Genomic DNA, 23559 nt, shown 5'->3' with positions numbered 1-23559 from the left:
CCGGTGCCTGCGCCGACGAAGGAAGTGAGCGTGCATGTCCAGCGACGCCATCGTGATCCTGCGAGAAGACCACAAGCGCATCAAGGCCTTGTTCCGGCGCTTCGCGGAGACCGGCCCGCGGGCCGAGACCCGACGGGGCGAGCTCACCGCACAGATCCTGCGTGAGCTCACGGTTCACACCCACCTGGAGAACGAGGTCATGTATCCCGAGGTGAGGCGGCTCGTGCCTGATCTCGAGGCGGACATCCTCGAGTCCTACGAGGAACACCACGTGGCCGACCTGCTGGCCGCCGAACTGGCGAACCTGCCGGTGTCGGACGAGCGGTTCGTGGCCAAGATGACCGTCCTGGCGGAGAACGTCACCCACCACATCGCCGAGGAGGAGGACGACTGGTTCCCCGTGGTGCGTGAGGCGTTGTCCCGCACCCAACTTCAGGAGATCGGCCAGCGCATGGAGCAGCTGCGTTCGAGTGCGCCCACCCAGCCCTCGCAGCCGAGTGCGCTGCGCAGGGCTGTCGACGCGGTCATCCCCTGAGACGGCCGCCCGCGCCGTTAGGCTGATCGGGTGGCAGTCCAGGACGGTACGAGGCCGGACGGCGTCAGCGACCGGGTGCTGACCCTCCCCAACGCGTTGAGCGCCGTGCGTCTGCTCTTGGTGCCGGTGTTCTTCTGGCTCATTCTCGAGCGTCGTGACGGCCTGGCGATCGTCGTCCTGGTGATCAGCGGGTTCTCGGACTACCTCGACGGCACTCTGGCGCGGCGCTGGGGGCAGGTCTCGCGCCTGGGGCAACTGCTCGATCCGGCGGCCGACCGGCTCTACATCGTCGCCACGGTGATCGGTCTGGCGTGGCGGGACGTCATCCCGTGGTGGCTGGTCGTCATCCTGTTGGCGCGGGACATCGCCCTGGTGCCGACGATCCCGGTGTTGGCCAGGCTCGGGTACGGCCCCCTGCCGGTGCACCTGCTCGGCAAGGCAGCCACCTTCTCGTTGCTCTACGCCTTTCCGCTGCTCCTGCTGGCCGAGGCCAGCCAGGGCGCCGCCGTGGTGGCCCGTCCACTCGGCTGGGCGTTCGCCTGGTGGGGGCTGGTCCTCTATTGGTGGGTGGGGGCGCTCTACGTCCGCCAGGTGGTGGTTCTGCACCGGACGGCGCCTTCGTGACGGTGCCCGGGCGGCTGGATGCCTCGATGACGCTGTTGACCGAGGTGATGCACCGTCCGCTCGACCCCGGCTATGCCGAGGCCGCGGCCCGACGGGCTCACGGGCACCGCCCCGGCCCCGTGTCGCGGATGCTCACGCTGGTGGTCGCCGTGCTCTGTGGGCTGCTCGCCACGGGTGCGGTGGCGCAACTTCGCCGTCCGGCGCCGGAGGCGGTGCGTGCTCGGCGTGCGCTCGAAGGCGAGATCCAACGCCGGATCGACCATGTCGACCGGACTCGACTCACCCTGGACGAGAAGCGCCGTCAGATCGATCGGCTGCGTGACCAGGCGCTCACCGGAGCCGGCGCCGAGGGTCTGGCGGACGACGTTGCCGACCTCGGCCGGTGGACCGGTGAGTTGTCGGTCAGCGGTCCGGGCGTTCAGGTCGACCTGAGCGATGCACCCCGTGCGCCCGGGGCAGAACCTGCCGATGGCGAGGACCGCGGCCGGGTGCGCGACCGGGACGTGCAGATCGTGGTCAACGGGTTGTGGGCGGCGGGGGCTCGGGCGGTGGCCGTCAACGGCAATCGGCTGACGACACTGTCGGCGATCCGTGCCGCCGGTGAGGCGATCCTGGTCGACCTGCAACCCCTGCTCCCGCCCTACCGGGTGGAGGCCGTCGGCGACCCGGAGCAGCTACGGGCGCGCTTCGCCGGCGACCTGGCCGCCTCGTACCTGCAGGTGTTGCAGTCGGACGGCATCGGTTCGCGAATCACCACCCGGCAGGAGATCACCCTGTCGGGGGCAGGCGCTACGTTCCACCTGCAGTACGCCCGGCCGGTTCCCACCGGCGCCGTGGCGAGTCCCAGCCCGACCCAGGAGGCCTCGTGATCGCCCTGTTCGGCCTGGTCGTCGGCATCATCGCCGGCCTGGTCGTCGAACCCACCGTGCCGATCTGGATGCAGCCCTACCTGCCCATTGCCGTGGTGGCGGCCCTGGACGCCGTCCTCGGTGGTCTGCGGGCCGTGCTCGACGGGATCTTCGACGATCGCGTGTTCACCGTCTCGTTCCTGTCGAACATCGTGGTGGCTGCGCTGATGGTCTATCTGGGCGACCAACTCGGCGTCGGGTCGCAGCTGGCGACCGGGGTCGTGGTGGTGCTCGGGATTCGCATCTTCTCCAATGCCGCGGCGATTCGCCGGCATCTGTTCAAGGCCTGACCGTGGCCCACGAGTCCTCGCGCGCCGCGCCGATGCCGGCTCCGTTACCCGAGAGACCACCGGATTCCTCCTCCGAGCAGGTCACCGTTCACGGCCGTCGGCGGCTGCGGTCTGCGCTGCGCCCGGCGCTCACCCGCGGTCAGCTGCTCGCGGCCGCGCTGTGCGCCGTCCTGGGGTTCGCCCTCGTGGCCCAGGTACGCCAGACCCAGACCTCGACGGTCGGGGCGCTGCGCCAGGGGGAGCTGATCTCCTTGTTGCAGCAGGTCACCGAGCAGTCGTCACGCCTGGATGCGCAGGCCCGCGAGCTCGAGGGTCGTCTCGCCGAGCTGCAATCGGGTACCGACCGGGCGGCCATCTCGGAGAAGGTGGCCCGAGACCAGCTCGACATCTACGGCGTCCTGGCCGGCACCCGGGGCGCGCAGGGCCCGGGGATCGAGCTCACCATCGCCGACCCCGCCCGCACCGTGAGCGCGTCGATGTTGCTGGACGTCGTGCAGGAGCTGCGGGGCGCCGGAGCCGAGGCGATCCAGCTGGGTGACCGGCGGATCGTGGTGCAGACCGCCCTTCGGGACGGGACGGACGGTGTCCTGGTCGACCAGGCCCCGGTCAGCCCGCCGTACCGATTACTGGCGATCGGGGACGCCGCCACCCTGCACCGCGCGCTGGCCATCCCGGGCGGCATTCTCGAGAGCTTGAAGTCTCGTGACGTGACTGCTCAGGTGGCCGAGCGGGCCGGCATTACAGTGAGCGCACTGCACGCGGTGCCCACCCCCCAGTCGGCTCGGCCCGCCCCGCAGGCCACGCCCTGAGAGAGGATCGAGATGTCGGACTACCCCCAGGACCTGCGCTACTCCACCGATCACGAGTGGGTGCGCCTCGACGGCCGTCGGGCCCGGGTCGGGATCACCTCCTACGCGCAGGAGGCACTCGGCGACATCGTCTTCGTGTCGCTGCCGGCCGAGGGCGACGCGGTGAGCGCCGGGGCCGAGTGTGGCGAGATCGAGTCCACCAAGAGCGTCAGCCCGCTGCTGTCACCGGTGCCGGGCGTCGTCGTCGCGGTGAACCCCGACCTGGACGGCAGTCCCGAGCTGGTCAACAGCGACCCGTACGGTGCCGGCTGGATGGTCGAGGTGGAGGTCGAGGACGAGGCCGTCCTGGACGCGCTGATGACGGCTGAGCAGTACGCCGCTCAACTGGGCTGATCGGCCGCCCGGCAACCTCCTCCGAGGTGGGCTGTCTCTACCTGCCCTGGAGGGTTAGGCTTGCCGCTCGACCACTGCGGATCGACTGGTCACAGGGAGGGTGTCATGACGGTTCCGTCCAACGGGCCGGACGGGCGCGAGGACGCATTCGGACCCGACACCACGCTCACCTTCAGCGCTGTTCCCGCGGATGCCGCCGAGGCGCCCGAGCGCGGGCCGTCCACTGCCGACCTGTCGACGGCCGACCTGACGGCGGTGGAGGCGTTGCCGGCCGGTTCGGCACTGCTCGTCGTGCAGCGCGGCCCCAATACCGGCGCCCGCTTCCTGCTGGACGCCGAGCGCACCACCGCGGGGCGCCGTCCGGAGAGCGACATCTTCCTGGACGACGTCACGGTCTCGCGCAAGCACGCCGAGTTCGTCCGACGGGGCAACCAGTTCGTGGTGCGTGACGTGGGCAGCCTGAACGGCACCTACGTGCAGCGCGACCGCATCGACGAGGCGGTGCTGCGCCCGGGCGACGAGGTGCAGATCGGAAAGTACCGATTGGTGTTCTACCCCAGCCCGCGGGACAGCGGAGCCGGCGCGGGGTGGTGATCGCGTCGTGCCCGAGCCCGCACTAGGACGACGCGGGCCGCAGCGGGCGGCGATGAGCATCGGGGAGGTGCTCGCCCAGCTGCGCCCCGAGTTCCCGGACGTCACCATCTCCAAGATCCGCTTCTTGGAGGATCAGGGGTTGGTCGAACCCGACCGCGCGCCGTCCGGGTATCGCCGCTTCTCGCATGCGGACGTCGACCGGTTGCGCTACGTGCTGTCGGTGCAGCGCGATCACTATCTGCCGCTGCGGGTGATTCGTGAGCATCTCGAGGCCATGGACCGCGGCCATCAACCCGCCGCGCTGCCCGGGCGTCCGGCGCCGGTGCGTCCCGGAAGTCCTCGGCTGGTGCCCGACTCGGTCGCCTCGGCGGACCGGTTCGCCTCCAACGGCGCCGCCCGGCTGACCCGCGCCGAGTTGATCGAGTCCGCCCGGGCCGATGAGCGTCTGATCGAGGCGTTGGAGGCCTACGGCCTGATCACCGCGGACGGCCGCAGTGGCCAGTTCAGCCTGGACGCGCTGACCATCGCCCGGACGGCGCGCGAGCTGGCCTCGTTCGGCATCGAACCGCGGCATCTGCGACCGTTCCGGACCGCTGCCGATCGTGAGGCAGGCTTGGTCGAGCAGGTCATCGCCCCGTTGCGCCAGCAGCGGGGGTCGGGGCCGGCCGGTCAGGCGGAGGAGGTCGCCCGCGAGGTGGCGGCCCTGGCGGTCAGGCTGCACGCCGCCTTGCTCGAGGCAGCACTGGATCAGACGCTCGGCTGAGACCCCGGTCATCTCGAGCGATCGCCGCCGTGACGCGCTGCGAGGTACGGTGAGGTGTGCGTGAGCTGGATGTGGTCGGAGTCCGGGTCGAGATGCCGTCGAACAGTCCCATCGTGCTGCTGCGCGAACGGGGCGGCGATCGGTATCTGCCGATCTGGGTTGCGGCTGCCGAGGCCAGCGCGATCGCCTTCGCCCAGAATGGGGTGATCCCGCCGCGGCCGCTGACCCATGATCTGCTCAAGGACGTCATCGGGGCGCTGGGACGCCGGCTCGAAGAGGTCCGCATCGTCGCGATCAAGGACAATGTCTTTCACGCCCAGCTGGTCTTCGATGGTGGCCTGACCGTCGATTCCCGGTCTTCGGACGCCATCGCCCTGGCGTTGCGGACCGGCTCGCGGATCATGGGAGCAGACCAGGTGCTGGAGGAGGGCGGCGTCGCCGTCCCCGACGAGGACGAGGACGAGGTGGAGAAGTTCCGCGAGTTCCTCGACCAGATCTCGCCGGAGGATTTCGGTGAGAGTTCGCCCGGAGCACCGGGTACTCCGGGTCCTTCGGAGAGTTGACCACGCCGATCGGGCGACACGCCGTCGTCCGCAGGGGTGGGCTCGTTGACCCACGGGTGGCGGGCGCCTACCGTTCGAGAAGGAAAACGCCCTCCGTGTAGTTCCACCGTTGGCGTGCCGATGTCGTCAGTCTCAACCTCAGCTCGAGGTTGAGGTGGACGTCGGGGCACGATCGCCGGGTCGTCCGGGAGGGCTTGGACAGGAGGTCGGCGTTGAGCGGCACCCATGACGTGAGTACGCGTAAAGCGTCCGCGCCGCCATTGCCTGCCGGATCGCAGGGACTGTTGTTCGACGACGATCTGCCCGACCTCGATGACCAGATCGGTTACCGCGGCCCCATCGCCTGCCGCGCGGCCGGCATCACCTACCGTCAGCTCGACTACTGGGCACGCACCGGTCTGGTCGAGCCGAGCGTTCGTACGGCGACCGGATCCGGCACCCAGCGGCTCTACGGGTTCCGCGACATCCTGGTGCTCAAGGTGGTCAAGCGTTTGCTCGACACCGGGGTCTCGCTCCAGCAGATCCGCGTGGCCGTCATGCACCTTCGTGACCGCGGCGTCGAAGACCTGGCCCAGCTCACGCTGATGAGCGACGGCGCCAGCGTCTACGAGTGCACCTCGGCCGATGAGGTCTTCGACCTGGTGCAGGGTGGCCAGGGCGTGTTCGGGATCGCTGTCGGTCGGGTGTGGCGCGAGGTCGAGGGAAGCCTCAGCGAGCTGCCGAGTGAGCGTCCCGGCGAGCCCGTCGCGGATGACCCCGCGGACGAGTTGGCCAACCGCCGTCGCCACCGCGCCGGCTGAGTCGCCTCCTTCTGCTCGGCCGTCGTCCCTTCCTTACCTCCCACATTTCCTTACCTCCCTCCATCGTTCTCTCCCTCCACCGTTCCCTCCCTCTCCCGAGGCCCCTGGGTCACCCCGTGCCACCTCGTTCTTCCATGATCACCGTTAGATCGCAGTTTGCCACCGCCCAGGAGGAGCAAAATGCGATCTAACGGTGATCTTCGTTGAGGGCGCAACGGATCTGGGCCAGTACCCGGTCGGGGTGGTCGATCAGGTCGCGCCAGGTGAACCGCAGCACCCGATACCCGGCGTTGACCAGGCGGTTCTGCTTGTGACGGTCCTCCTCGAAGGCCGTCGGCGTCGAGTGCGCTCGGTGCCCGTCGACCTCGACCACCAACCGTTGCCGAGCGAAGACGACGTCGAACACGCCGATGCGCCCCTCGGCGTCGTCGATCCGGACGCCGGCCTGCCAGCCGACGATGCGCCCGCCACGCAGCACCCGATGCAGGAGGTCCTCCGCCCGGCTCACCGCCCCGTGACGGGTGACCTGCAGCAACCGGACCAGCTGCGGGGTGCCGTGGCAGCTCGTCTCGGTCAAGGCCCAGCCGGACAGGTCATCGCGGGTGACCACCTCGCGGGTGCTGAGCCAGGCGTACAGGTCGAGCGCGTCGGGCCAGTCGAGCAGGGCGAGGCAGTCATGAGCGGTGCGCCGGCGTGTGGTCAGCGCCAGATCGGCCGCCAGCTCGACGTCCTCGTCCGGAAGGGTGCGCCGCAGGGCGCTCAGCCCGCTCAGCGGACGACGTCCGGCTGGGGAGTAGGCCACCGCTGGGGCCTCGCGGCTCACCGGGAAGCCGTGGATCACGGCCGCATCGGTCAGGGCGACCACTGATTCGGGCCAGGTGAGCTGCGTGGCCCACGCGCGGCGCCAGCCGGCGTCCGGGCCGGACCGGGCGGTCAGACCTCGCCCCACGACCCGCCGCCACCGGCCGGATGCGAGTCGTCGGTCGACCTGGCGTTCGGACCACCCCGCCGCGACGGCCTGCGCGCGGGTGAAGACGTCGCCCTGCTCATCGGCCTCCGGGGGAACGGGGCAGAGCGGGGCGGGCTGCAGGTGACTCGGTGCAAGGGGTGCCATGCGGGCACCTTCACCGGACGTCGTCCCGCACGCTCGGGGCGTCGTCCGGCCTGTGGACCATGGGACCGGGACGGGGTCCTGTGCCCGCAACGTCACCCACGTCGCGAGGTGCTCGCGGGGAACCCTCCACCTGCGCGACGTGCTCGACCCTCCCGTCCAACACTCGACCAACACCCGCCCATGATCACCGTTAGATCGCAGTTTGCTCCGGTTGAACGGTAGGAGACTGCGATCTAACGGTGATCATGGAGAGTCTTGGTGGTTGGCGAGGCGGTGAGGCGGGAGGCGGGGTGAGGCGGTCAGGGGGCGAGGGGGCGAGGCGAGGCGGGGAGGTGCCGGCTCAGGCGGAGCGCACGTGCTTGGGCTGGCGAGAACTGACCCGGATCACCCGGGCCAGGTGGTGGTCGAAGGCGTCGGACAGCTCCTTGGCGGCGGGGCCGGGCCAGCGGTGGATGGGCTGGCTGGCGCCCTGGGCCTGCTGCAGGGCGCTGCGCTCGGGCAGCGAGGGGGTCAGGACCAGGGGCCCGAACATGTCCGACAGCTCGCCGAGGCGGTAACGGTGCTCGGGGGAGCGATCACGGTACCTGTTGACCACCACGCCCAACGGCTGCAGCTGGGGCGCCGCGCTACGCCGCAGCCCATCGATCGCCCGCAGCGCTCGGTCGGCCGCGGCCACCGAGAACAGTCCGGGTTCGCTCACCACGATGGCGCGTCGGCTGGCGACCAGGGCGTTGCGGGTCAGCCCGCCGAAGGACGGCGGGCAGTCCAGGATGACCAGCCGGTAGTCATCCGCCTTCTCCAGTGCCCGGCGGACTCGGGTCAGGCCGCGCTCGCCGTCCTGCTGGCCGTCCAGCGCCGTGCCGTCCTCCGAGCCGGCGACCACGTCGAGCCGGCCCCGGACGCCGTCGGTCCAGCCGCTGGGGACCGCCACCTCGGCGATCGGCCGCCGGCGCGGATGACGCAGCAGGTCGACCACGGTGTTCGCCTGATCGTCGATCACATTGAGCCCGACGGTGGCGTCGCCTTGGGGATCGAGATCGATCACCAACGTCGGGACGCCCCGGGCCAACGCGGCCGAGGCCAATCCGAGAACCACCGAGGTCTTGCCGACCCCGCCCTTGAGACTGCAGACGCTCAGCACCATCACACTCACGACGTTATCGCTCGCTCACCTCGAGCGGCACGCATCCGCACCGGTGAGCGCTGATAGCCTGACGCCGCCGTCGACCCGTGCCAGGTCAGCGAGCGCCGACCCGGAAACCCTTCCGCGACATCGACCTCGGACTGCACGAGCGAGACGGACGCGGGCAACGTGGCCTTCGCGGCGATGGGTGACCGCGTTCTCTCTGACGAGGTGGAGCCCCTCATGAGCGATGCGACCCCCGCCCCCTCCACGAGCGCGTCGGCGCTGTTCTCGGATCGGCACATCGGCCCGCGTGAGCATGAGCTCGCGCAGATGCTCCAGGTGGTCGGGCAGCCCTCGCTGCAGGCCCTGATCGAGGCGGCCATGCCCCCGGTGATCCGCGCCGACGCCGCGCTCGACCTGCCCGAACCGATCTCCGAGGCTGCGGCGCTGGCCGAGTTGCGGGCCCTCGCCGGGCGCAACACGCTCGCCGTCCCCATGATCGGCCTGGGGTATCACGGCACGCACACCCCGGGCGTGATCCTGCGAAACGTGCTCGAGAGCCCGGCCTGGTACACCGCCTACACCCCGTATCAGCCCGAGATCTCCCAGGGCCGGCTCGAAGCCCTGCTCAACTTCCAGACCATGGTTGCCGACCTCAGCGGGCTGCCGATCGCCAACGCGTCGCTCCTGGACGAGGCCACCGCCGCCGCGGAGGCGATGACGCTGATGCGTCGCGGCAACCGGGCCAAGGAGTCCTCCGGTCCGGGCGCGGCGCTGCTGGTGGACGTCGACGTGCTGCCCCAGACCAAGGCGGTGCTCGCCACCCGGGCGAACCCGCTCGGCCTGCGCATCGTCGAGGCCGACCTGTTCGCCGGTGAGCCGGGGGAGGCCATCGAGAACGCCCTGATCGCCGCCGGCGCGGACGGCGTGTTCGGCGTCGTCGTCCAACTGCCCGGCGCCTCGGGGGTGCTGCGCGATCTGGCGCCCCTGGCCGCCGCCGCGCACGATCGGGGCGCGCTGGTGTGTGCGGCCGCCGACCTGTTGTCGCTGACCGTGATCACCCCGCCGGGGGAGTGTGGCGCCGACGTCGTGGTCGGTTCGAGCCAGCGCTTCGGCGTCCCGCTGGGGTACGGCGGCCCGCACGCGGCGTTCATGGCGGTGCGCGCCGGACTCGAGCGGTCGATGCCGGGCCGGCTGGTCGGGGTGTCCAAGGACGCCGCCGGCGCGCCGGCCTATCGGCTGGCGCTGCAGACCCGTGAGCAGCACATTCGGCGCGAGAAGGCCACCAGCAACATCTGCACCGCGCAGGTGCTGCTGGCCGTGATGGCCTCGATGTACGCGGTCTATCACGGCCCGGCCGGGCTGCGGGCGATCGCCACCCGGGTGGCCGGGCACGCCGACCGGCTGGCCGAGGCGCTGCGCAGCGGTGGGGTCGACGTGGTGCACACGGCCTTCTTCGACACCGTGCTGGCGGGGGTTCCCGGACGGGCGGGGGAGGTGGTCGCGGCCGCATCGGCCGCCGGGGTGCTGCTGCGCCGGGTGGACGACGACCACGTCGCCGTCGCCTGCGACGAGACCACCACCGGGGAGCACCTGGCTGCGGTGGCCAAGGCATTCGGCGTCAGCGCTCCGGCCGGGGCGTCCGAGCTCTCGGTCACGGAGCTGCCGGGGAGCATCCCGGTAGCGCTGCGTCGCACCTCGGACTACCTCACCCACCCGGTGTTCCACGCCCACCACAGCGAGACGGCGATGTTGCGCTACCTGCGCCGGCTGGCGGACGTGGACTACGCCCTCGACCGGGGCATGATCCCGCTGGGTTCGTGCACCATGAAGCTCAACGCCACCACCGAGATGGAGCCGGTGACCTGGCCCGAGTTCGCCGGGCTGCACCCCTACGCCCCGGCAGCCCACGCCGCGGGGACCCGTGAGCTGGTCGCCCAGCTGGAGGCCTGGCTGACGGAGATCACCGGCTATGACGCGGTGAGCATCCAGCCCAACGCCGGCTCACAGGGCGAGTTCGCCGGCCTGTTGGCGATCCGGGGCTACCACGCCGCCCGGGGGGACGCCGAGCGCGACGTCTGCCTGATCCCCTCCAGCGCGCACGGCACGAACGCCGCCAGCGCCGTGATGGCCGGGATGCGCGTGGTCGTCGTGGCCTGTGACGAGAACGGCAACGTCGACCTGCCCGATCTGCGCGCCAAGATCGCCGAACACGGGCCACGGCTGGCCGCGATCATGATCACTTACCCGTCGACCCACGGGGTCTTCGAGGAGACCGTCGGTGAGTTGTGCGCCGCGGTACACGACGCCGGCGGCCAGGTCTACGTGGACGGCGCCAATCTCAACGCGCTGGTGGGTCTGTCGCAGCCCGGTCGGTTCGGGGCCGACGTGAGCCACCTGAACCTGCACAAGACGTTCTGCATCCCGCACGGCGGCGGCGGCCCCGGCGTGGGACCGGTCGGCGTCCGGGCGCATCTGACGCCGTACCTGCCGGGTCACCCGATGGACGACGCCCCCGCCCGCGACGTCACCGGCGGCCCGGTCTCGGCGGCGCCGTTCGGGTCGGCGGGCATCCTGACCATCTCGTGGGCCTACATCCGCATGATGGGCGCGGCAGGCCTGTCGCGGGCCACGGCCGTGGCCCTGCTCAACGCCAACTACATCGCCACCCGGCTGCGCGAGCACTACCCGGTGCTCTACAGCGGACGCGACGGCCTGGTCGCTCATGAGTGCATCCTCGATCTGCGCCCGTTGACCAAGGCGACCGGCGTCACCGTGGACGACGTGGCGAAACGCTTGATCGACTACGGCTTCCACGCCCCGACGATGTCGTTCCCGGTGGCCGGCACCCTGATGGTCGAACCCACCGAGAGCGAGGACCTGGCCGAGCTCGACCGGTTCTGTGACGCCATGATCGCGATTCGGGCCGAGGCCGATCGGGTTGCGCGCGGCGACTGGCCGGCAGACGACAACCCGCTGCACAACGCTCCGCACACCGCGGTGTCGCTGACCGCGGACTGGACCCACCCCTACTCGCGGGCCGAGGCGGTCTTCCCCGGTGGGCAGGACCCGGCCCGCAAGTACTGGCCGCCGGTGCGCCGGATCGACGGTGCCTACGGCGACCGGCACCTGGTGTGTTCCTGCCCGCCGCCGGAGGCCTACGCCTGATCAGCGCCTGCTCAGTGCCTGATCAGCCGGCCAGGGTCAGGGTCGACCCGCGCTCGGACTTGTCGACCTCGAGGCGCACCCCGATCCGCTGTCGCAGCTCGGCCAGGTGCGAGACGATGCCGACCGCCCGGCCGCCCGAGCGCAGGTCGTCGAGGGTGTCCATCACCTCGTCGAGGGTGTCCTCGTCGAGTGAGCCGAACCCCTCGTCGATGAACAGGGTGTCCAGGTGCACCCCACCGGCCTCGGCCGAGACCACGTCGGCCAGCCCGAGGGCCAGCGCCAGCGAGGTGTAGAACGCCTCCCCGCCCGACAGCGTCGAGGTCGCCCGGCGAACCCCGGTCCAGGCGTCCATCACCTCCAGGGTGAGGCCGGCGCGTCCTCGGCCGCGGCCGGCGGCGTCGGTGTGTACCAGGGCGTACCGGCCGCCGGACATCTGGGCCAATCGCACGGTCGCGGCCGAGGCCACCTGCTCGAGCCGGGCGGCCAGGACGTAGGCCGACAGGGACATCCGCAACGTGTTGTCGCCACCGGTGCCGTCCAGGCAGCGCGTCAGATCATCGAGGGCGGCGAACTCCTCGGTGAGCGGTGCGGAGGACTCGAGGTGACGGACCAGCTGGTCACGCAGCTGCTCGACCTCGGCCAGCGCGCTCTCGCACAGCGCGGCGCGGCGCAGGGCCTCCTGCTCGCGCAGGGTCACGTGCTCACCGCCCAGGCTCAGCTGCCGCATCGCCTCGCCGTCCAGCACGGCTGCATCACCGTCGTGCAGCACCGTGAAGCGCTCGTCGGTGAGTTGCTCGTCGACCGACTCGGCCTCGACCGTGTGCTCGATGACGGCGCGCTCGAGCACCGCCATGGCACCGTCGTCCAACACGGCGGCGACGGCCTCGTCGAGGCCGCTGAACCCGCCCTGCGCGGCGGCGAGGCGGGCGGCGTCCTCGACCGTCGACAGGTGGTGGGCGGCGTCCCGCAGCTGGGCGTGGGCGGTGAGGGCTGCCTCGACCAGCTCGCGCCGCCGCCGAGCGTGGCCCAGGGCAGCGTCGACCGCGGCGGCATCGTCGAGTACCTCGTCGGAGCCCTCCCCACGGCGAGCACCCAGGCGCTCGGCGAGCCGGCTCGCGACCGCCGCTGCCTGCGCTCGTAGCACGGCGCGTTGTTGCTCAGCGGTCTGCGTGTGCGCGTTCGCCTGGTCGAGCCGGGCGCGCGCCTGGCCGGCGTCACGGCGGCGCTGCTCGGCGAGCTCCTGCAACGAGATCACCTGAGCCGCAGCCGATCGCGAGACGGCCAGCTGGTGCGCCGCCTGACGGCTCTGCGCCGCTGCCGTCGCTGCGTCGAGTCCACCAGCGGCCTCGGCCTGGGCCTGCAGGGCCGCCTCGGTGGCGGCGCGGCGGGCCACCAGCTGCGACACCTCGTCGGTGGCCTGATCGGCCGCAGCCCGAGCCGCGGTCTCGTCCTGAGGGCTCACCGCGTCCGGTGCGGGGGCGGCCGGTGCGGGGTGCTCGGTGGCTCCGCACACCCGGCAGGGCTGCCCCTCGTCGAGCGTGGCGGCCAGCTCGGCGGCCAACCCGTCCAGGCGGCGTTCGCGCACGTCCAGGTAGTGCTCACGCGCGGTCAGGGCCTCCTGGCGGGCGCGCACCAGCCCGGAGTCCAGCTCGGTCAGCTGCGCCTGCAGCCGATCACGTTCGTGCACCGCCGTCTCGCGGACGCGAGCCTGATCGAGCGCCATCTGATCGGCGTCCACCGTCGCGGCGACGAGGCGAGCGGCGGCGCAGTCCGTGTCGGCCTGATCCGTGGCGGTCAGCGCCTCGGCCAGTGCGCTGTTCGCCCGCTCCAGATCGACCCGGCCACGGTCGACGGTCTGCTCGACCTGGTCGAGGTCGGCAGCGATCCGGTCGCGCTCGGCCAACACCGGCACCGCCGCTGCGAGCGAGTCGAGCTCGGTGGTGATCCGGTCGCGTTCACCGGCCCAGTGCGTCGCGAGGTCGGTGGCCTCGAGATCGGTGGATTCGAGGTCGGTGGCGCGGCCTTCGGGAGCCGAGATCAGTTGCGCCGCCAGGGGTTCCAGTCGGACTCGTGCCGCGAGGGTGCCACTGCGGGCCTGCGACAAGGCCCCCAACAGGGCCGACATCGGGGCCGCACGCCGGGCGGCGTCCAACCGGGCCCGCACGAGCTCGATCTCGCCGGCTCGGGCCTCCACGGTCTGCTGACGCTCGATGAGCGTCGAGAACTGCGTCGCCAGCTGGGTCATGGCCTGAGCCTGGGCCAGCCGAACCTCGAACTTCTCTGCCTCGGCAGCCGCCTCGAGGTGGTCGTTGACCGCCTGCTCACGCAGCGGCCCGAGGGTCGTCACCAGGTCGTCCACGCGCCGGAGCGCGTCGGCATCGCCCGAATCGGCGGACTCGGCGGACTGGGCGGGGGCCTGCAGGGTGGTCGAGGCCGGTAGCGAGCGCAGGGCGACGGTGGCGGCCTGCTCGGCCTGGGCGAGCAGGGTGGCGGTGCGACGGTCGACGGAGTCCAATCGTGCACGGGCGGTGGCGCGATGGTCGCGGATCCAGTCCTGCACCGCGGTGTAGCGGTCGGTGGCGAAGATCTTCTCCAGCAGGGTGCGCCGGGTCTCGGCGTCCGCCCGCAGGAACGCGGCGAACTCGCCCTGCGGCAGCAGCACGAGCTTGGTGAACTCCTCCGGCCCCATACCGAGCACGTCCTGCAGCAGGTGACCGGCCTCGTCGAGCCGCGTGGTGCGCGGCTGCCAGCCCTGGTCCTGCCACTCCTGCACGATCACCCGTGCCTGCGTGGTCGTCGTCCCGGAGCCGCGCTTCTTGGGCCGCTCCCACGAGGGTGAACGACGTACCAGCAGCCGGCGGGGCCCGACAGAGAACTCGAGTTCGACCTCGGGCATCTCGGCGGCCTCGGCATAGTGGCTGCGCAGCCCGGTGACCGTGGCCCGCGGCCCCGGCACCCGCCCGAACAAGGCGAAACAGACCGCATCGAGCACGCTGCTCTTGCCCGCACCGGTCGAGCCGTGCAGCAGGAAGAGCCCGGCCGCCGAGAGGTTGTCGAAGTCGACGACCTGGCGGTCGCGAAACGGGCCGAAGGCCTGGATCTCGAGCCGGTGCAGTCTCACGAGACCTCCCGACCCTGATCCGGCTGGTGCTCAGGGCCGGAAGCCGATGCCTGGTCGGCACGATGCCGCGGAGTGTGGAGCACACTCACCCCGCGGGCGTCGAGATCGGCCAGCCGCGAGGCGGTGAGCGCCTGGGACAGCCACGACGTCTCGCGATCGTCGGCCGGCCGCGACCGCACGTGCTCGAGAAACGAGGTACAGACGGCCAGATCGTCCCGTCCGGCCAGGCGCTGGGTGTAGGCACGGTCGACGAGCACCACGCGGCCCAGGTCGTCCACCGGCTCGAACCGCAGCTCGAGGGTGTGCGGGAACCGGGTGCGCAGCTTGTCGATCGTGCGGGCCGGGCGATGGGGGTCGGTCAACGTGACCTGGCACCAGGACTGCTCGTGCTGGGCGAGGTCGCCGCGCCAGAGCAACTCTTCGAGGTTGCCGCGTAGCAGCGCCAACCGCCGCGGCACCGGGGCATCGACCGGCTCGACCGCTTCCAGCCCGTCGCGACCCAGGTGCACCAGGTAGCTGCCCTTGGTGTGGGCGTGCTCGGAGAACGAGTACGCCAGCGGCGACCCGCTGTAGCGCACCGCCTCGGCCAGCCGCTGCCGTCCGTGCAGGTGGCCCAGGGCCACGTAGTCGAATCCCTCGAACAGCGCGAGCGGTACCGAGGCGACGCCGCCGACGGCGATGTCGCGCTCGCTGTCGCTGCCCTGACCACCCACCACGAAGGTGTGAGCCGCCACCACCGAACGGGTGCCCGCCGGCTGCGTGGCCAGGTCGGCCCGGACGGCGTCGAGAGCCGCCCCCAGCACCGCCGCGTGGCTGTGGCCGCTGCCGAGCACCCCGGCCGCGAACGCCGGCTCGAGGTACGGCAGGGGATAGATGGCCACCGGCCCGAACCGATCCTCGAGCACCACCGGCTCGGCGCACCGGTGGGCATCGGTGCGGATGTGCACCCGGGCCGACTCCAGCAACCGCGAGCCGAACGACAGCCGGGTGGCGGAGTCGTGATTGCCCCCGGTGAGGATCACGCTCGCCCCGGTCGCCGCGAGCCGCGCCAGCGCGTCGTCCAGCAGGGCGACCACGTCAACCCCCGGCAACGCCCGGTCGTAGATGTCGCCCGCGACCAGCACGACGTCCACCTGTTCGGACCGCACCACCTCGACCAGGTGATCGAGGACGGCGGCCTGGGCGTCGAGCATGCCGACGCGATGGAACGAACGGCCCAGGTGCCAGTCGGAGGTATGCAGGATGCGCACGGGACCGACTCTAGGGATGCCCACCGACAGTTGCCGGGAGCCCACCCCGAGCAATGCCGATCCGCCCCGCGATCGATCCTGACGTGATGCCCTGAACCGACATCTTCCCGGCGGGTCGCTCCCTGTGCTTCCGTTGAGCCGTGGGCGACGAGGTGCAGGACATCGTGTACACGCGGGAACAGCGACTGCGCTACCGCGAGAAGGTCCAGCTGTGCCTGGACGTGTTCGAGCGCATGCTCACCTCGGCCACCTTCGACGCGCGAAAACCGCTGACCGGCCTCGAGGTGGAACTCAACCTGGTCGATGCCGGCTACCAGCCGCAGCTGAACAACATGGCCGTGCTCGAGGAGATCGCCGATCCGTCGTTCCAGACCGAACTGGGCGCCTACAACATCGAGCTCAACGTGCCGCCGCGCTCGCTCGCCGCCGACGCCTACCCCCTGCTCGAGGACGATCTGCGCGCCAGCCTGAACGAGGCCGAGTCCAAGGCCAACCGCACCGGCGCGCACATCGTCATGGTGGGCATCCTGCCGACGCTGATGGTCGAGCACCTGCAGGGCGACGCCTGGATGAGTCCCTCGGCCCGGTACGCGGCCCTGAACGACTCGATCCTGGCCGCCCGGGGTGAGGACATCCACCTCGACATCAGTGGCGTCGAGCGACTCGACGTCCTCTCACCCAGCCTGGCGCCCGAGTCGGCCTGCACCAGCGTGCAGTTGCACCTGCAGGTCGATCCGGCCGAGTTCGCACCGACCTGGAATGCCGCCCAGGTGCTCGCCGGCCCCCAGCTGGCCCTGGGCGCCAACTCGCCCTACTTCTTCGGCCGTGAGCTGTGGCGCGAGACCCGCATCGAACTGTTCACCCAGTCGACCGACACCCGCCCGCTGGAGCTGAAGAACCAGGGCGTGCGGCCGCGGGTGTGGTTCGGCGAACGGTGGATCACCTCGATCTTCGACCTGTTCGAGGAGAACGTCCGCTACTTCCCGGCGCTGCTGCCCGAGGTGAGCGACGAGGACCCCGTCGCCGAATTCGAGGCGGGCCGCGCCCCGAAGCTGCAGGAGCTGCGGCTGCACAACGGCACCATCTACCGCTGGAACCGGCCGGTCTACGACGTGGTGGACGGCGAGCCGCACGTGCGCGTCGAGAACCGGGTGCTGCCGGCGGGCCCGACGGTGATCGACATCCTGGCCAACGCGGCGTTCTACTACGGCGTGCTGCGGGTGCTGACCGAGGAGGAACGTCCGGTCTGGTCGAACCTGACCTTCCCGGCGGCCGAGGAGAACTTCACCGAGTGCGCCCGGCGCGGTATGGACGCCCGGGTGTACTGGCCGGGCATCGGCGAGGTGACGATCGACGAGCTGGTGCTGCGTCGTTTGCTGCCCATGGCTCATGAGGGCCTGGAGCGCTGGGGCGTCTCGTCCAGCGCGGCGTCCCGCTATCTCGGGGTGATCGAGGGGCGCTGCACCACCGGACGCAACGGCGCCGGCTGGCAGGTCGAGGCGGTGCAGCGCTTCGAGGAGCGCGGCGACGACCGGACGACGGCACTCGGCAAGATGCTGGAGCGCTACTGCGAGGGCATGCACTCCAACGAACCGGTGCACACCTGGCCGCTGCCCTGACCCCGAGACCCTGTCGAAGATCGCTGTCCGGGAGCCGGATTCGGGACCAAAACCCGATAATCCGGATCCGAAACGATGATCAAGGTCATCAGGTGGGTGGAGTGCCTTAGCCTGACCGTCGACACACACGATCGTTCGTTGGCGAAGGAGATTGCCGTGGCCGAGGGCCTGCGTCACAAGGTGGTGCTCGACGAGTCCGAGATGCCCACCCAGTGGTACAACATCGTCCCGGATCTGCCGGCCCCCCCGCCGCCGGCACTGCACCCGGGCACGCTGCAGCCGGCCGGGCCGGACGACTTCGCGCCGCTGTTCCCGATGGAACTGATCATGCAAGAGGTCACCACCGAGCGGTTTGTGGACATCCCGGACGAGGTGCAGGACGTCTACAAGCTCTGGCGCCCCTCGCCGCTGTACCGGGCGCACCGGCTCGAGAAGGCGCTCGGCACCACGGCCAAGATCTACTACAAGTACGAGGGCGTCTCACCGGCCGGCTCGCACAAGCCGAACACCGCCGTCCCGCAGGCGTACTACAACGCCAAGGCGGGCGTGCGGAAGCTGACCACCGAGACCGGTGCCGGCCAGTGGGGCACCGCGCTGAGCTTCGCCTGCTCGCTGTTCGGCCTGGAGTGCGAGGTGTGGCAGGTCGGCGCCAGCTACGACCAGAAGCCCTATCGCCGCATGATGATCGAGACCTTCGGCGCCACCGTGCACCGCTCGCCGTCGCCGCTGACCGAGGCCGGCAAGGCGATCATGGCCCAGCAGGAGAACCACCCCGGCTCGCTCGGCATCGCGATCAGCGAGGCCGTCGAGGTCGCCGTCCAGAACGAGGACGTCAAGTACGCCCTGGGCAGCGTGCTCAACCACGTGCTGCTGCACCAGACGGTCATCGGCGAAGAGACGCTGCTGCAGCTGGCCAAGATCGACGAGACGGCCGACGTGATCATCGGCTGCGCCGGCGGCGGCTCGAACTTCGCCGGCCTGGCGTTCCCGTTCCTGCGGGGAACGCTGGCGACCGGCAGTGGTCCCGTGGTGCGCGCCGTCGAGCCCGAGAGCTGCCCGTCGCTGACCCGGGGCACCTACGCCTACGACTTCGGCGACACTGCCGGCACCACCCCGCTGATGAAGATGCACACCCTGGGCCACGGCTTCGTGCCCGACCCGATCCACGCCGGTGGCCTGCGCTACCACGGCATGTCGCCGCTGCTCTCGCACGTCTACGAGCTGGGCCTGCTCGAGGCGCTCGCGGTGCCGCAGACGGAGTGCTTCGCGGCGGCGATCCAGTTCGCCCGCACCGAAGGCATCGTGCCCGCGCCGGAGAGCTCGCACGCGCTCGCCGCCGCGATCCGGGAGGCCCACAAGGCCACCGCGGAGGGCAAGGAGACGGTGATCGTGACGGCGCTGAGCGGGCACGGCCACTTCGACCTGGCCGCCTACGACGCCTACCTCAACGGGCGCATGGTCGACGAGAACCCGGACGACAGCCGCTTCGCCGCCTCACTCGCCGAGCTGCCGAAGGTCGACGCCTGACCCGGCCCCGACGTCGACGCTCATTTCGTGATCATGCAATCCGTGCACGAAACGTGCACGGATTGCATGATCACGGCGGGGGTTTGTGATGTTTGATCCTGCTGACGAGACCTTCCTCGCCGACCCGTATCCGACCTTCGCTGCGCTGCGTGAGCAGGGGCCGGTGCACCACCACCCCGGCCTCGGCCTGCACCTGGTGTTCACCCACGCCGGGTGCGACGCGGTGCTCCGCGACCGGGGCCTGGGCCGGATCTGGCGCGACCGCGAGCCGGCCGAGGTGTTCCCGGCCTTCAACCTGCTGCACCAGACCTCGATCCTCGAGAGCGAACCGCCCACGCACACCCGGCTGCGCCGACTCGTGGCGGGCGCCTTCGGTCGCGGCCACGTCGAGCGGATGCGGCCGTGGATCGGTGAGCTGGCCGACCGGCTGGTCGGCGAACTCGCCGAACGACTGGCGGACGGCGAGGCGAGCGTCGACTTCATCGCCACCGTCGCCGAACCGGTTCCGGTCGAGGTGATCGCCGAGCTGCTCGGCGTCCCGCAGGCCGACCGTCACCTGTTGCGGCCGTGGTCGAACGCGATCGTGAAGATGTACGAGTACGGGCTGGACACGCCGGGGCAGCAGGCCGCCGAGCAGGCCTCGGCCGCGTTCGTGGCCTACCTGCGCGACCTCGTCGCCGAACGCCGGGCCGCCCCACGCGAGAACGACATGATCACCGACCTGGTGGCGGCGACCGCCGACGTCGAGGGCACGCCCAGCAAGCTCACCGAGGACGAGGTCATCGGCACCTGCGTGTTGCTGCTGATGGCCGGGCACGAGGCGACGGTGAACGTCTCGGCCAACGGCCTGCTCGCGCTGCTCGATCGTCGTGAGGCGTGGCACCGTGTGGTCGACGACCCCGACGTGGTGCCCGGGGCGGTGGAGGAGATGCTGCGGTTCGACTCCTCACTGCAGCTGTTCGAGCGGACGGCGACCCGCGAGGTCGAGGTGGCCGGCGTGCGGATCGAGCCCGGCCAGAAGGTCGCGGTGCTCTTGGGCGCAGCCAACCGCGACCCGGCGGTGTTCGCCGACCCGGACCGCTTCGACGTGGCGCGCACGCCCAATCCCCACCTGGCTTTCGGCGCCGGGATCCACTTCTGCCTGGGCGGGCCGCTGGCTCGGGTCGAACTGCAGGCGACGCTGGACGCCGTCCGTCGTAAGGTTCCCGACGCGGTGCTTGCACGGCCCCCGCGGCGGCGACAGGAGTTCGTCATCCGCGGGTTGCACGCGCTGGAGATCGCGCGGGACGACTGACCCCTGCGTCGGCGTCCGAGGGAGGGCACCATGGCGGCCGACCGAGCAGCCGAGGTCACCCAGGACGCCGCCCGAGACGTGGGTGATCACCCCGTGGTCCAGGCGGGTGCCCGGATCGGGTACGCCGTGTCCGGGATGATCCACGTGGTGATCGGCTGGATCGCCGGCCGGCTCGCACTGGGTGGGGGAGGCGGTTCGGCCGACCAGAGCGGTGCCTTGACCACGCTGGCCGACAACGGCCCCGGGCGCGTGATGCTCTGGGTGGCCGTGACGGGGTTCGTGCTGCTGGCGGTCTGGCAGGTCAGCGAGGCAGTGCTGCGCCGGCCGGTGGGTGAGCGATTGAAGGCATCGGGCACGACGGCGCTCTACCTGGCCCTGGGCTGGAGCGCCTTCGGCTTCGCGCGGGGCCAGGGTTCGTCGTCCCGGGAGACCTCGGTCGATGTCACGGCTCGCCTGATGGCGGTCACGATGGGCCGGCTGCTGGTGGCCCTGGTCGGCGTCGGGGTGCTGGTCGTCGGGGTGCATCACGTCTACAAGGGTTGGAGCGCGGGGTTCGTCACCGACCTGCGGCGCAACCCCGGCCGGTGGGCCGTCGGGGCGGGACGTGTCGGGTATGCCGCCAAGGGCATCGCGCTCGTGCTGGTGGGGGTGTTGCTGGTGAGTGCGGCGCGCCACGGTCAGGCGGGGGAGTCGACCGGGCTGGACGGCGCGCTGCGCCGGCTGCTCGAGCTGCCCTATGGCAGGTGGCTCCTGCTCGTGGTGGCGGTGGGGTTGGCCGCGTTCGGCGTCTACTGCGGGGTGCGGGCGCGCCTGGCCAGGCTCTGACGCCGAGTCTCGACGCCAGGGATCAGACGCCGCGTCTCAGACGTGGGAGTAGCCGAGTGCCCGGGTGATGCGGTGCAGATAGGGCTCGAGCGCCGTCCGGTCGAACGGGGCGACCGAGGTCTGGCACTGCACCGCGAGCTGCTCCAGGAAGTCGAGCTGGTCGGCCATCGAGTCGAGCTGCAGGTCGATCGGGCCGAGGTGGTCGGACAACGCCATCGACTGGCGGTGTCGCAGTACCAGGATGCGCCACTGGCCCAGGAAGTGGCGGAACTCGCTCATCAGCCGGCCTGCTTCGCGGATCCGGGTGGCGACCGTGCCGAGTGAGAGGTTGACCTCTTCGATCTCGTGTCCCATCGCCAGGACGCCCACCCGCACCGCCTCGCAGAGCCGGGGGATCTCGGCCAGTGAGCTCACCGGCGCGACGCCGTCGATCACCTCGGCGGCGAAGGCGCCGACCATCTCGGTGTGCAGCCGGGCGAGGGCGATCCGGAAACCCAGTTCGGCGACCTCGTGGCGCAGCGCGGTCAGCTCGGGGGTCAGACCGTGCAGCGCCTCGACGGCCGAGGCCATGGGATGGCCCATCACCCGGGCCACGTTGAGCAGCACCGGGCTGGTGTCGACCACGCTGGTGGAGGCCGCGCGGGCCGCCTCGACCGAGGCCGACAGGCTGCTGGCCTGCTGGTACACGGTCGCGGTGGCCGGCCCGAGCTGGTCGATCAGGCCCCGGTAGCCGCCGAGGCGGTACACCAGGTGTTCGAGCTGGTCGTTGACCTGGGTCGCCGTCTGCAGGATGTCGGCGAGCGGGCCGGTGGCATGCGGCCGGGCGAAGGTCGTGGTCAGCAGCTCGCCTCGAGCGGCCACCTCGCCGGGCAGCGCCGCCAGCATGAACTCGTCGTAGTCGGCAAAGCCGAGCCGGGCCAGTTCGCGTTCGATCTGTTGGGCTCCGGCGAGGGCGATCTCGGGGCGCGACATCCGCTGGTGGGTGGCCAGGTCGCGCTCGAAGGCCACGACGCTGCTGTACAGGGCACTCGCGGCGGCGGCCAGCGGCCCACCGGGGGCCATACGCACCGAGAGGAAGTCGTCGCCGAGTGGGGTGACGGTGGCGAAGACGCGATAGGACGCGCCGTCCTTGGCCAGGTTGTTCACGTAGGCGGCCATGGGTCGACCCGTGAGCAGCCGGTCCCACATCAGGCGGAAGGCGCCCGACGGCATGCCGGGGTGGCGCACCACGCTGTGTGGCGAGCCGACGAGTTCCTCGGCGTGGAAACGTGAGATCCGCATGAAGACCGAATTGCCGGTCTTGATGACTCCGCGACGGTCTGTGGTGGAAAAGAACAGTTCGTCAGGGCGGACGTAGCGTTCTTCGCCCGTGGGCGCAGGTGATTCCGACCGCATGACGCCAGATTGTGCCTGGTCGGTCGCGCTTTGTGCAGTCTTTTCGTGACACTGAGTATGTTGATCTTCACTAAGGGAGATCAACACGGGGCACGATCTGGTCGTCCCCGCTCGAGGCGGGCGCTCCGCCGTCCGACATCAAGGGTGTGGCCACTGTTGACCGCGGCACGCGGGTGGTGTTGCGCGCCGCCCACCGGACCGTGCCCTTGCGCACGCTCGCCTCGGTGTCGCTGGAGGGCTCCTGGTCGGTGCCGGTGATGACCGAGGCGCTGTGCGCCGTCCGGGGGACCGTCGAGGTTCAGACGCCGATGGGTGTGGTGACCTGCGAGGCCGAGGTGGTGCACGTCGAGAGCGGCGTTCACTCGGGCATGGTGTTGCGCTCCGTGCGAGATTCCGCGGTGCATCAGGTGCAGCGCCGCTCGCATGTGCGCGTCGCCGTGGACCTGCCCCTGCGCGCTGCGGCGCTGGCCGGTGGGCGCCCGGGGTGCCCGGAGGAGTTCAGCGGCCGCACCGTCAGCATCGGCGGTGGGGGAGTCTCGATCGCGTGGGACCAGGCCGTGCCGCTGACCCTCGGCGCCCGCGTGTTCGTCGAACTCCAGCTGCCGGACGCCGGGCTGGTGCCGGCCGTTGTCCGGGTGGTCGCCGGGGACGACCAGCGGGTGCGGGTGGCCTTCGTCGATGTCGCCCCGATCGACGTCGAGCGGCTGGTGGCGCTGGTGTTCCGGGTGCAGCGCGAACAGCTGGCCGAGCGCCGCCGGGGGCGGATGCCCTCGCGCTGAACGGCGTGCACCGATGCGCGCCCCTGCGAGGTGGGACCGGCGCGACTAGAGTCGGCCGGCGT

At 71.0% G+C, this 23559-nt stretch carries 21 protein-coding genes; 16 read left to right on the top strand and 5 right to left on the bottom strand.

All coding sequences use genetic code 11. The features are described 5' to 3' along the window. Positions 1-34 precede the first annotated feature (34 nt). The 10 genes from IPK24_15115 to IPK24_15070 all read left to right on the top strand — a co-directional run bounded on the left by IPK24_15115 (position 35) and on the right by IPK24_15070 (position 6279). Positions 35-535: a hemerythrin domain-containing protein gene (locus tag IPK24_15115; GenBank protein ID MBK8076857.1), complete on the top strand. Its 501-nt coding sequence runs from the start codon at positions 35-37 to the stop codon at positions 533-535. A gap of 30 nt (positions 536-565) precedes the next feature. Next, positions 566-1159 (top strand): CDP-alcohol phosphatidyltransferase family protein, encoded by a 594-nt coding sequence (locus IPK24_15110; GenBank protein ID MBK8076856.1) that lies wholly within the window; start codon positions 566-568, stop codon positions 1157-1159. Continuing rightward, positions 1156-2028 carry a DUF881 domain-containing protein gene (locus IPK24_15105; GenBank protein MBK8076855.1) on the top strand — a complete coding sequence of 291 codons (873 nt, stop codon included), beginning with the start codon at positions 1156-1158 and terminating at the stop codon, positions 2026-2028. Before IPK24_15110 ends, IPK24_15105 begins: the two co-directional genes overlap by 4 nt. Then, the gene (locus IPK24_15100; GenBank protein ID MBK8076854.1) at positions 2025-2357 is read left to right on the top strand and encodes a small basic family protein; all 333 of its coding nucleotides are present in this window, start codon (positions 2025-2027) and stop codon (positions 2355-2357) included. The genes IPK24_15105 and IPK24_15100 overlap by 4 nt, the downstream gene beginning before the upstream one ends. A gap of 2 nt (positions 2358-2359) precedes the next feature. Next, positions 2360-3166, top strand: coding sequence for a DUF881 domain-containing protein (locus tag IPK24_15095; GenBank protein MBK8076853.1), 807 nt, complete (start codon positions 2360-2362; stop codon positions 3164-3166). A gap of 12 nt (positions 3167-3178) precedes the next feature. After that, on the top strand, positions 3179-3559 hold the full coding sequence (gene gcvH, locus IPK24_15090) for a glycine cleavage system protein GcvH (GenBank protein MBK8076852.1): 381 nt from the start codon (positions 3179-3181) through the stop codon (positions 3557-3559). A gap of 105 nt (positions 3560-3664) precedes the next feature. Then, positions 3665-4153 (top strand): FHA domain-containing protein, encoded by a 489-nt coding sequence (locus IPK24_15085; protein ID MBK8076851.1) that lies wholly within the window; start codon positions 3665-3667, stop codon positions 4151-4153. Between the two features lie 52 nt (positions 4154-4205). Next, positions 4206-4916 (top strand): MerR family transcriptional regulator, encoded by a 711-nt coding sequence (locus tag IPK24_15080; GenBank protein MBK8076850.1) that lies wholly within the window; start codon positions 4206-4208, stop codon positions 4914-4916. Positions 4917-4972: 56 nt separating this feature from the next. After that, positions 4973-5479 carry a bifunctional nuclease family protein gene (locus IPK24_15075; protein MBK8076849.1) on the top strand — a complete coding sequence of 169 codons (507 nt, stop codon included), beginning with the start codon at positions 4973-4975 and terminating at the stop codon, positions 5477-5479. A gap of 230 nt (positions 5480-5709) precedes the next feature. Continuing rightward, positions 5710-6279 carry a MerR family transcriptional regulator gene (locus IPK24_15070; GenBank protein MBK8076848.1) on the top strand — a complete coding sequence of 190 codons (570 nt, stop codon included), beginning with the start codon at positions 5710-5712 and terminating at the stop codon, positions 6277-6279. Between the two features lie 187 nt (positions 6280-6466). Here IPK24_15070 and IPK24_15065 read toward each other — a convergent pair whose 3' ends face one another. Continuing rightward, complete coding sequence (locus tag IPK24_15065; GenBank protein ID MBK8076847.1) at positions 6467-7393, bottom strand: DUF559 domain-containing protein; 927 nt, start codon at positions 7391-7393, stop codon at positions 6467-6469. 340 nt (positions 7394-7733) lie between these two features. After that, positions 7734-8540 (bottom strand): ParA family protein, encoded by an 807-nt coding sequence (locus IPK24_15060; protein MBK8076846.1) that lies wholly within the window; start codon positions 8538-8540, stop codon positions 7734-7736. A 219-nt stretch (positions 8541-8759) separates the two neighbouring features. Between IPK24_15060 and gcvP the strand changes: the two genes are divergently transcribed. Further along, on the top strand, positions 8760-11687 hold the full coding sequence (gene gcvP, locus IPK24_15055) for an aminomethyl-transferring glycine dehydrogenase (GenBank protein ID MBK8076845.1): 2928 nt from the start codon (positions 8760-8762) through the stop codon (positions 11685-11687). A gap of 22 nt (positions 11688-11709) precedes the next feature. On the opposite strand, the gene IPK24_15050 is transcribed toward gcvP, so the two are convergent. Both IPK24_15050 and IPK24_15045 read right to left on the bottom strand, forming a co-directional pair. Continuing rightward, a complete protein-coding gene (locus IPK24_15050; GenBank protein MBK8076844.1) occupies positions 11710-14808 on the bottom strand; it encodes an SMC family ATPase in 3099 nt (1032 codons plus the stop codon). Then, positions 14805-16058: an exonuclease SbcCD subunit D gene (locus tag IPK24_15045; GenBank protein MBK8076843.1), complete on the bottom strand. Its 1254-nt coding sequence runs from the start codon at positions 16056-16058 to the stop codon at positions 14805-14807. The genes IPK24_15050 and IPK24_15045 overlap by 4 nt, the downstream gene beginning before the upstream one ends. A 140-nt stretch (positions 16059-16198) precedes the next feature. Here IPK24_15045 and IPK24_15040 point away from each other — a divergent pair, with 140 nt between their 5' ends. The 4 genes from IPK24_15040 to IPK24_15025 all read left to right on the top strand — a co-directional run bounded on the left by IPK24_15040 (position 16199) and on the right by IPK24_15025 (position 21323). After that, a complete protein-coding gene (locus IPK24_15040) occupies positions 16199-17677 on the top strand; it encodes a glutamate--cysteine ligase (protein MBK8076842.1) in 1479 nt (492 codons plus the stop codon). Positions 17678-17752: 75 nt separating this feature from the next. Next, positions 17753-19204 carry a TrpB-like pyridoxal phosphate-dependent enzyme gene (locus IPK24_15035; protein MBK8076841.1) on the top strand — a complete coding sequence of 484 codons (1452 nt, stop codon included), beginning with the start codon at positions 17753-17755 and terminating at the stop codon, positions 19202-19204. Between the two features lie 88 nt (positions 19205-19292). Further along, positions 19293-20498, top strand: a complete 1206-nt coding sequence (locus tag IPK24_15030) for a cytochrome P450 (protein MBK8076840.1) — start codon at positions 19293-19295, stop codon at positions 20496-20498. Between the two features lie 30 nt (positions 20499-20528). Further along, complete coding sequence (locus IPK24_15025) at positions 20529-21323, top strand: DUF1206 domain-containing protein (protein ID MBK8076839.1); 795 nt, start codon at positions 20529-20531, stop codon at positions 21321-21323. 36 nt (positions 21324-21359) lie between these two features. Here IPK24_15025 and IPK24_15020 read toward each other — a convergent pair whose 3' ends face one another. Continuing rightward, entirely contained in the window at positions 21360-22604 is a 1245-nt protein-coding gene (locus IPK24_15020) for a histidine kinase (protein MBK8076838.1), read from the bottom strand. 260 nt (positions 22605-22864) lie between these two features. On the opposite strand from IPK24_15020, the gene IPK24_15015 reads away from it, so the two are divergent. Continuing rightward, positions 22865-23497: a PilZ domain-containing protein gene (locus IPK24_15015; GenBank protein ID MBK8076837.1), complete on the top strand. Its 633-nt coding sequence runs from the start codon at positions 22865-22867 to the stop codon at positions 23495-23497. The last annotated feature ends 62 nt before the right edge of the window (positions 23498-23559 follow it).

The organism is Kineosporiaceae bacterium (assembly GCA_016713225.1).
Classification (GTDB): domain Bacteria; phylum Actinomycetota; class Actinomycetes; order Actinomycetales; family Kineosporiaceae; genus JADJPO01.
Note: the sequence above shows the minus strand (reverse complement) of the source record. Positions and strands in the feature narration are given on the sequence as shown.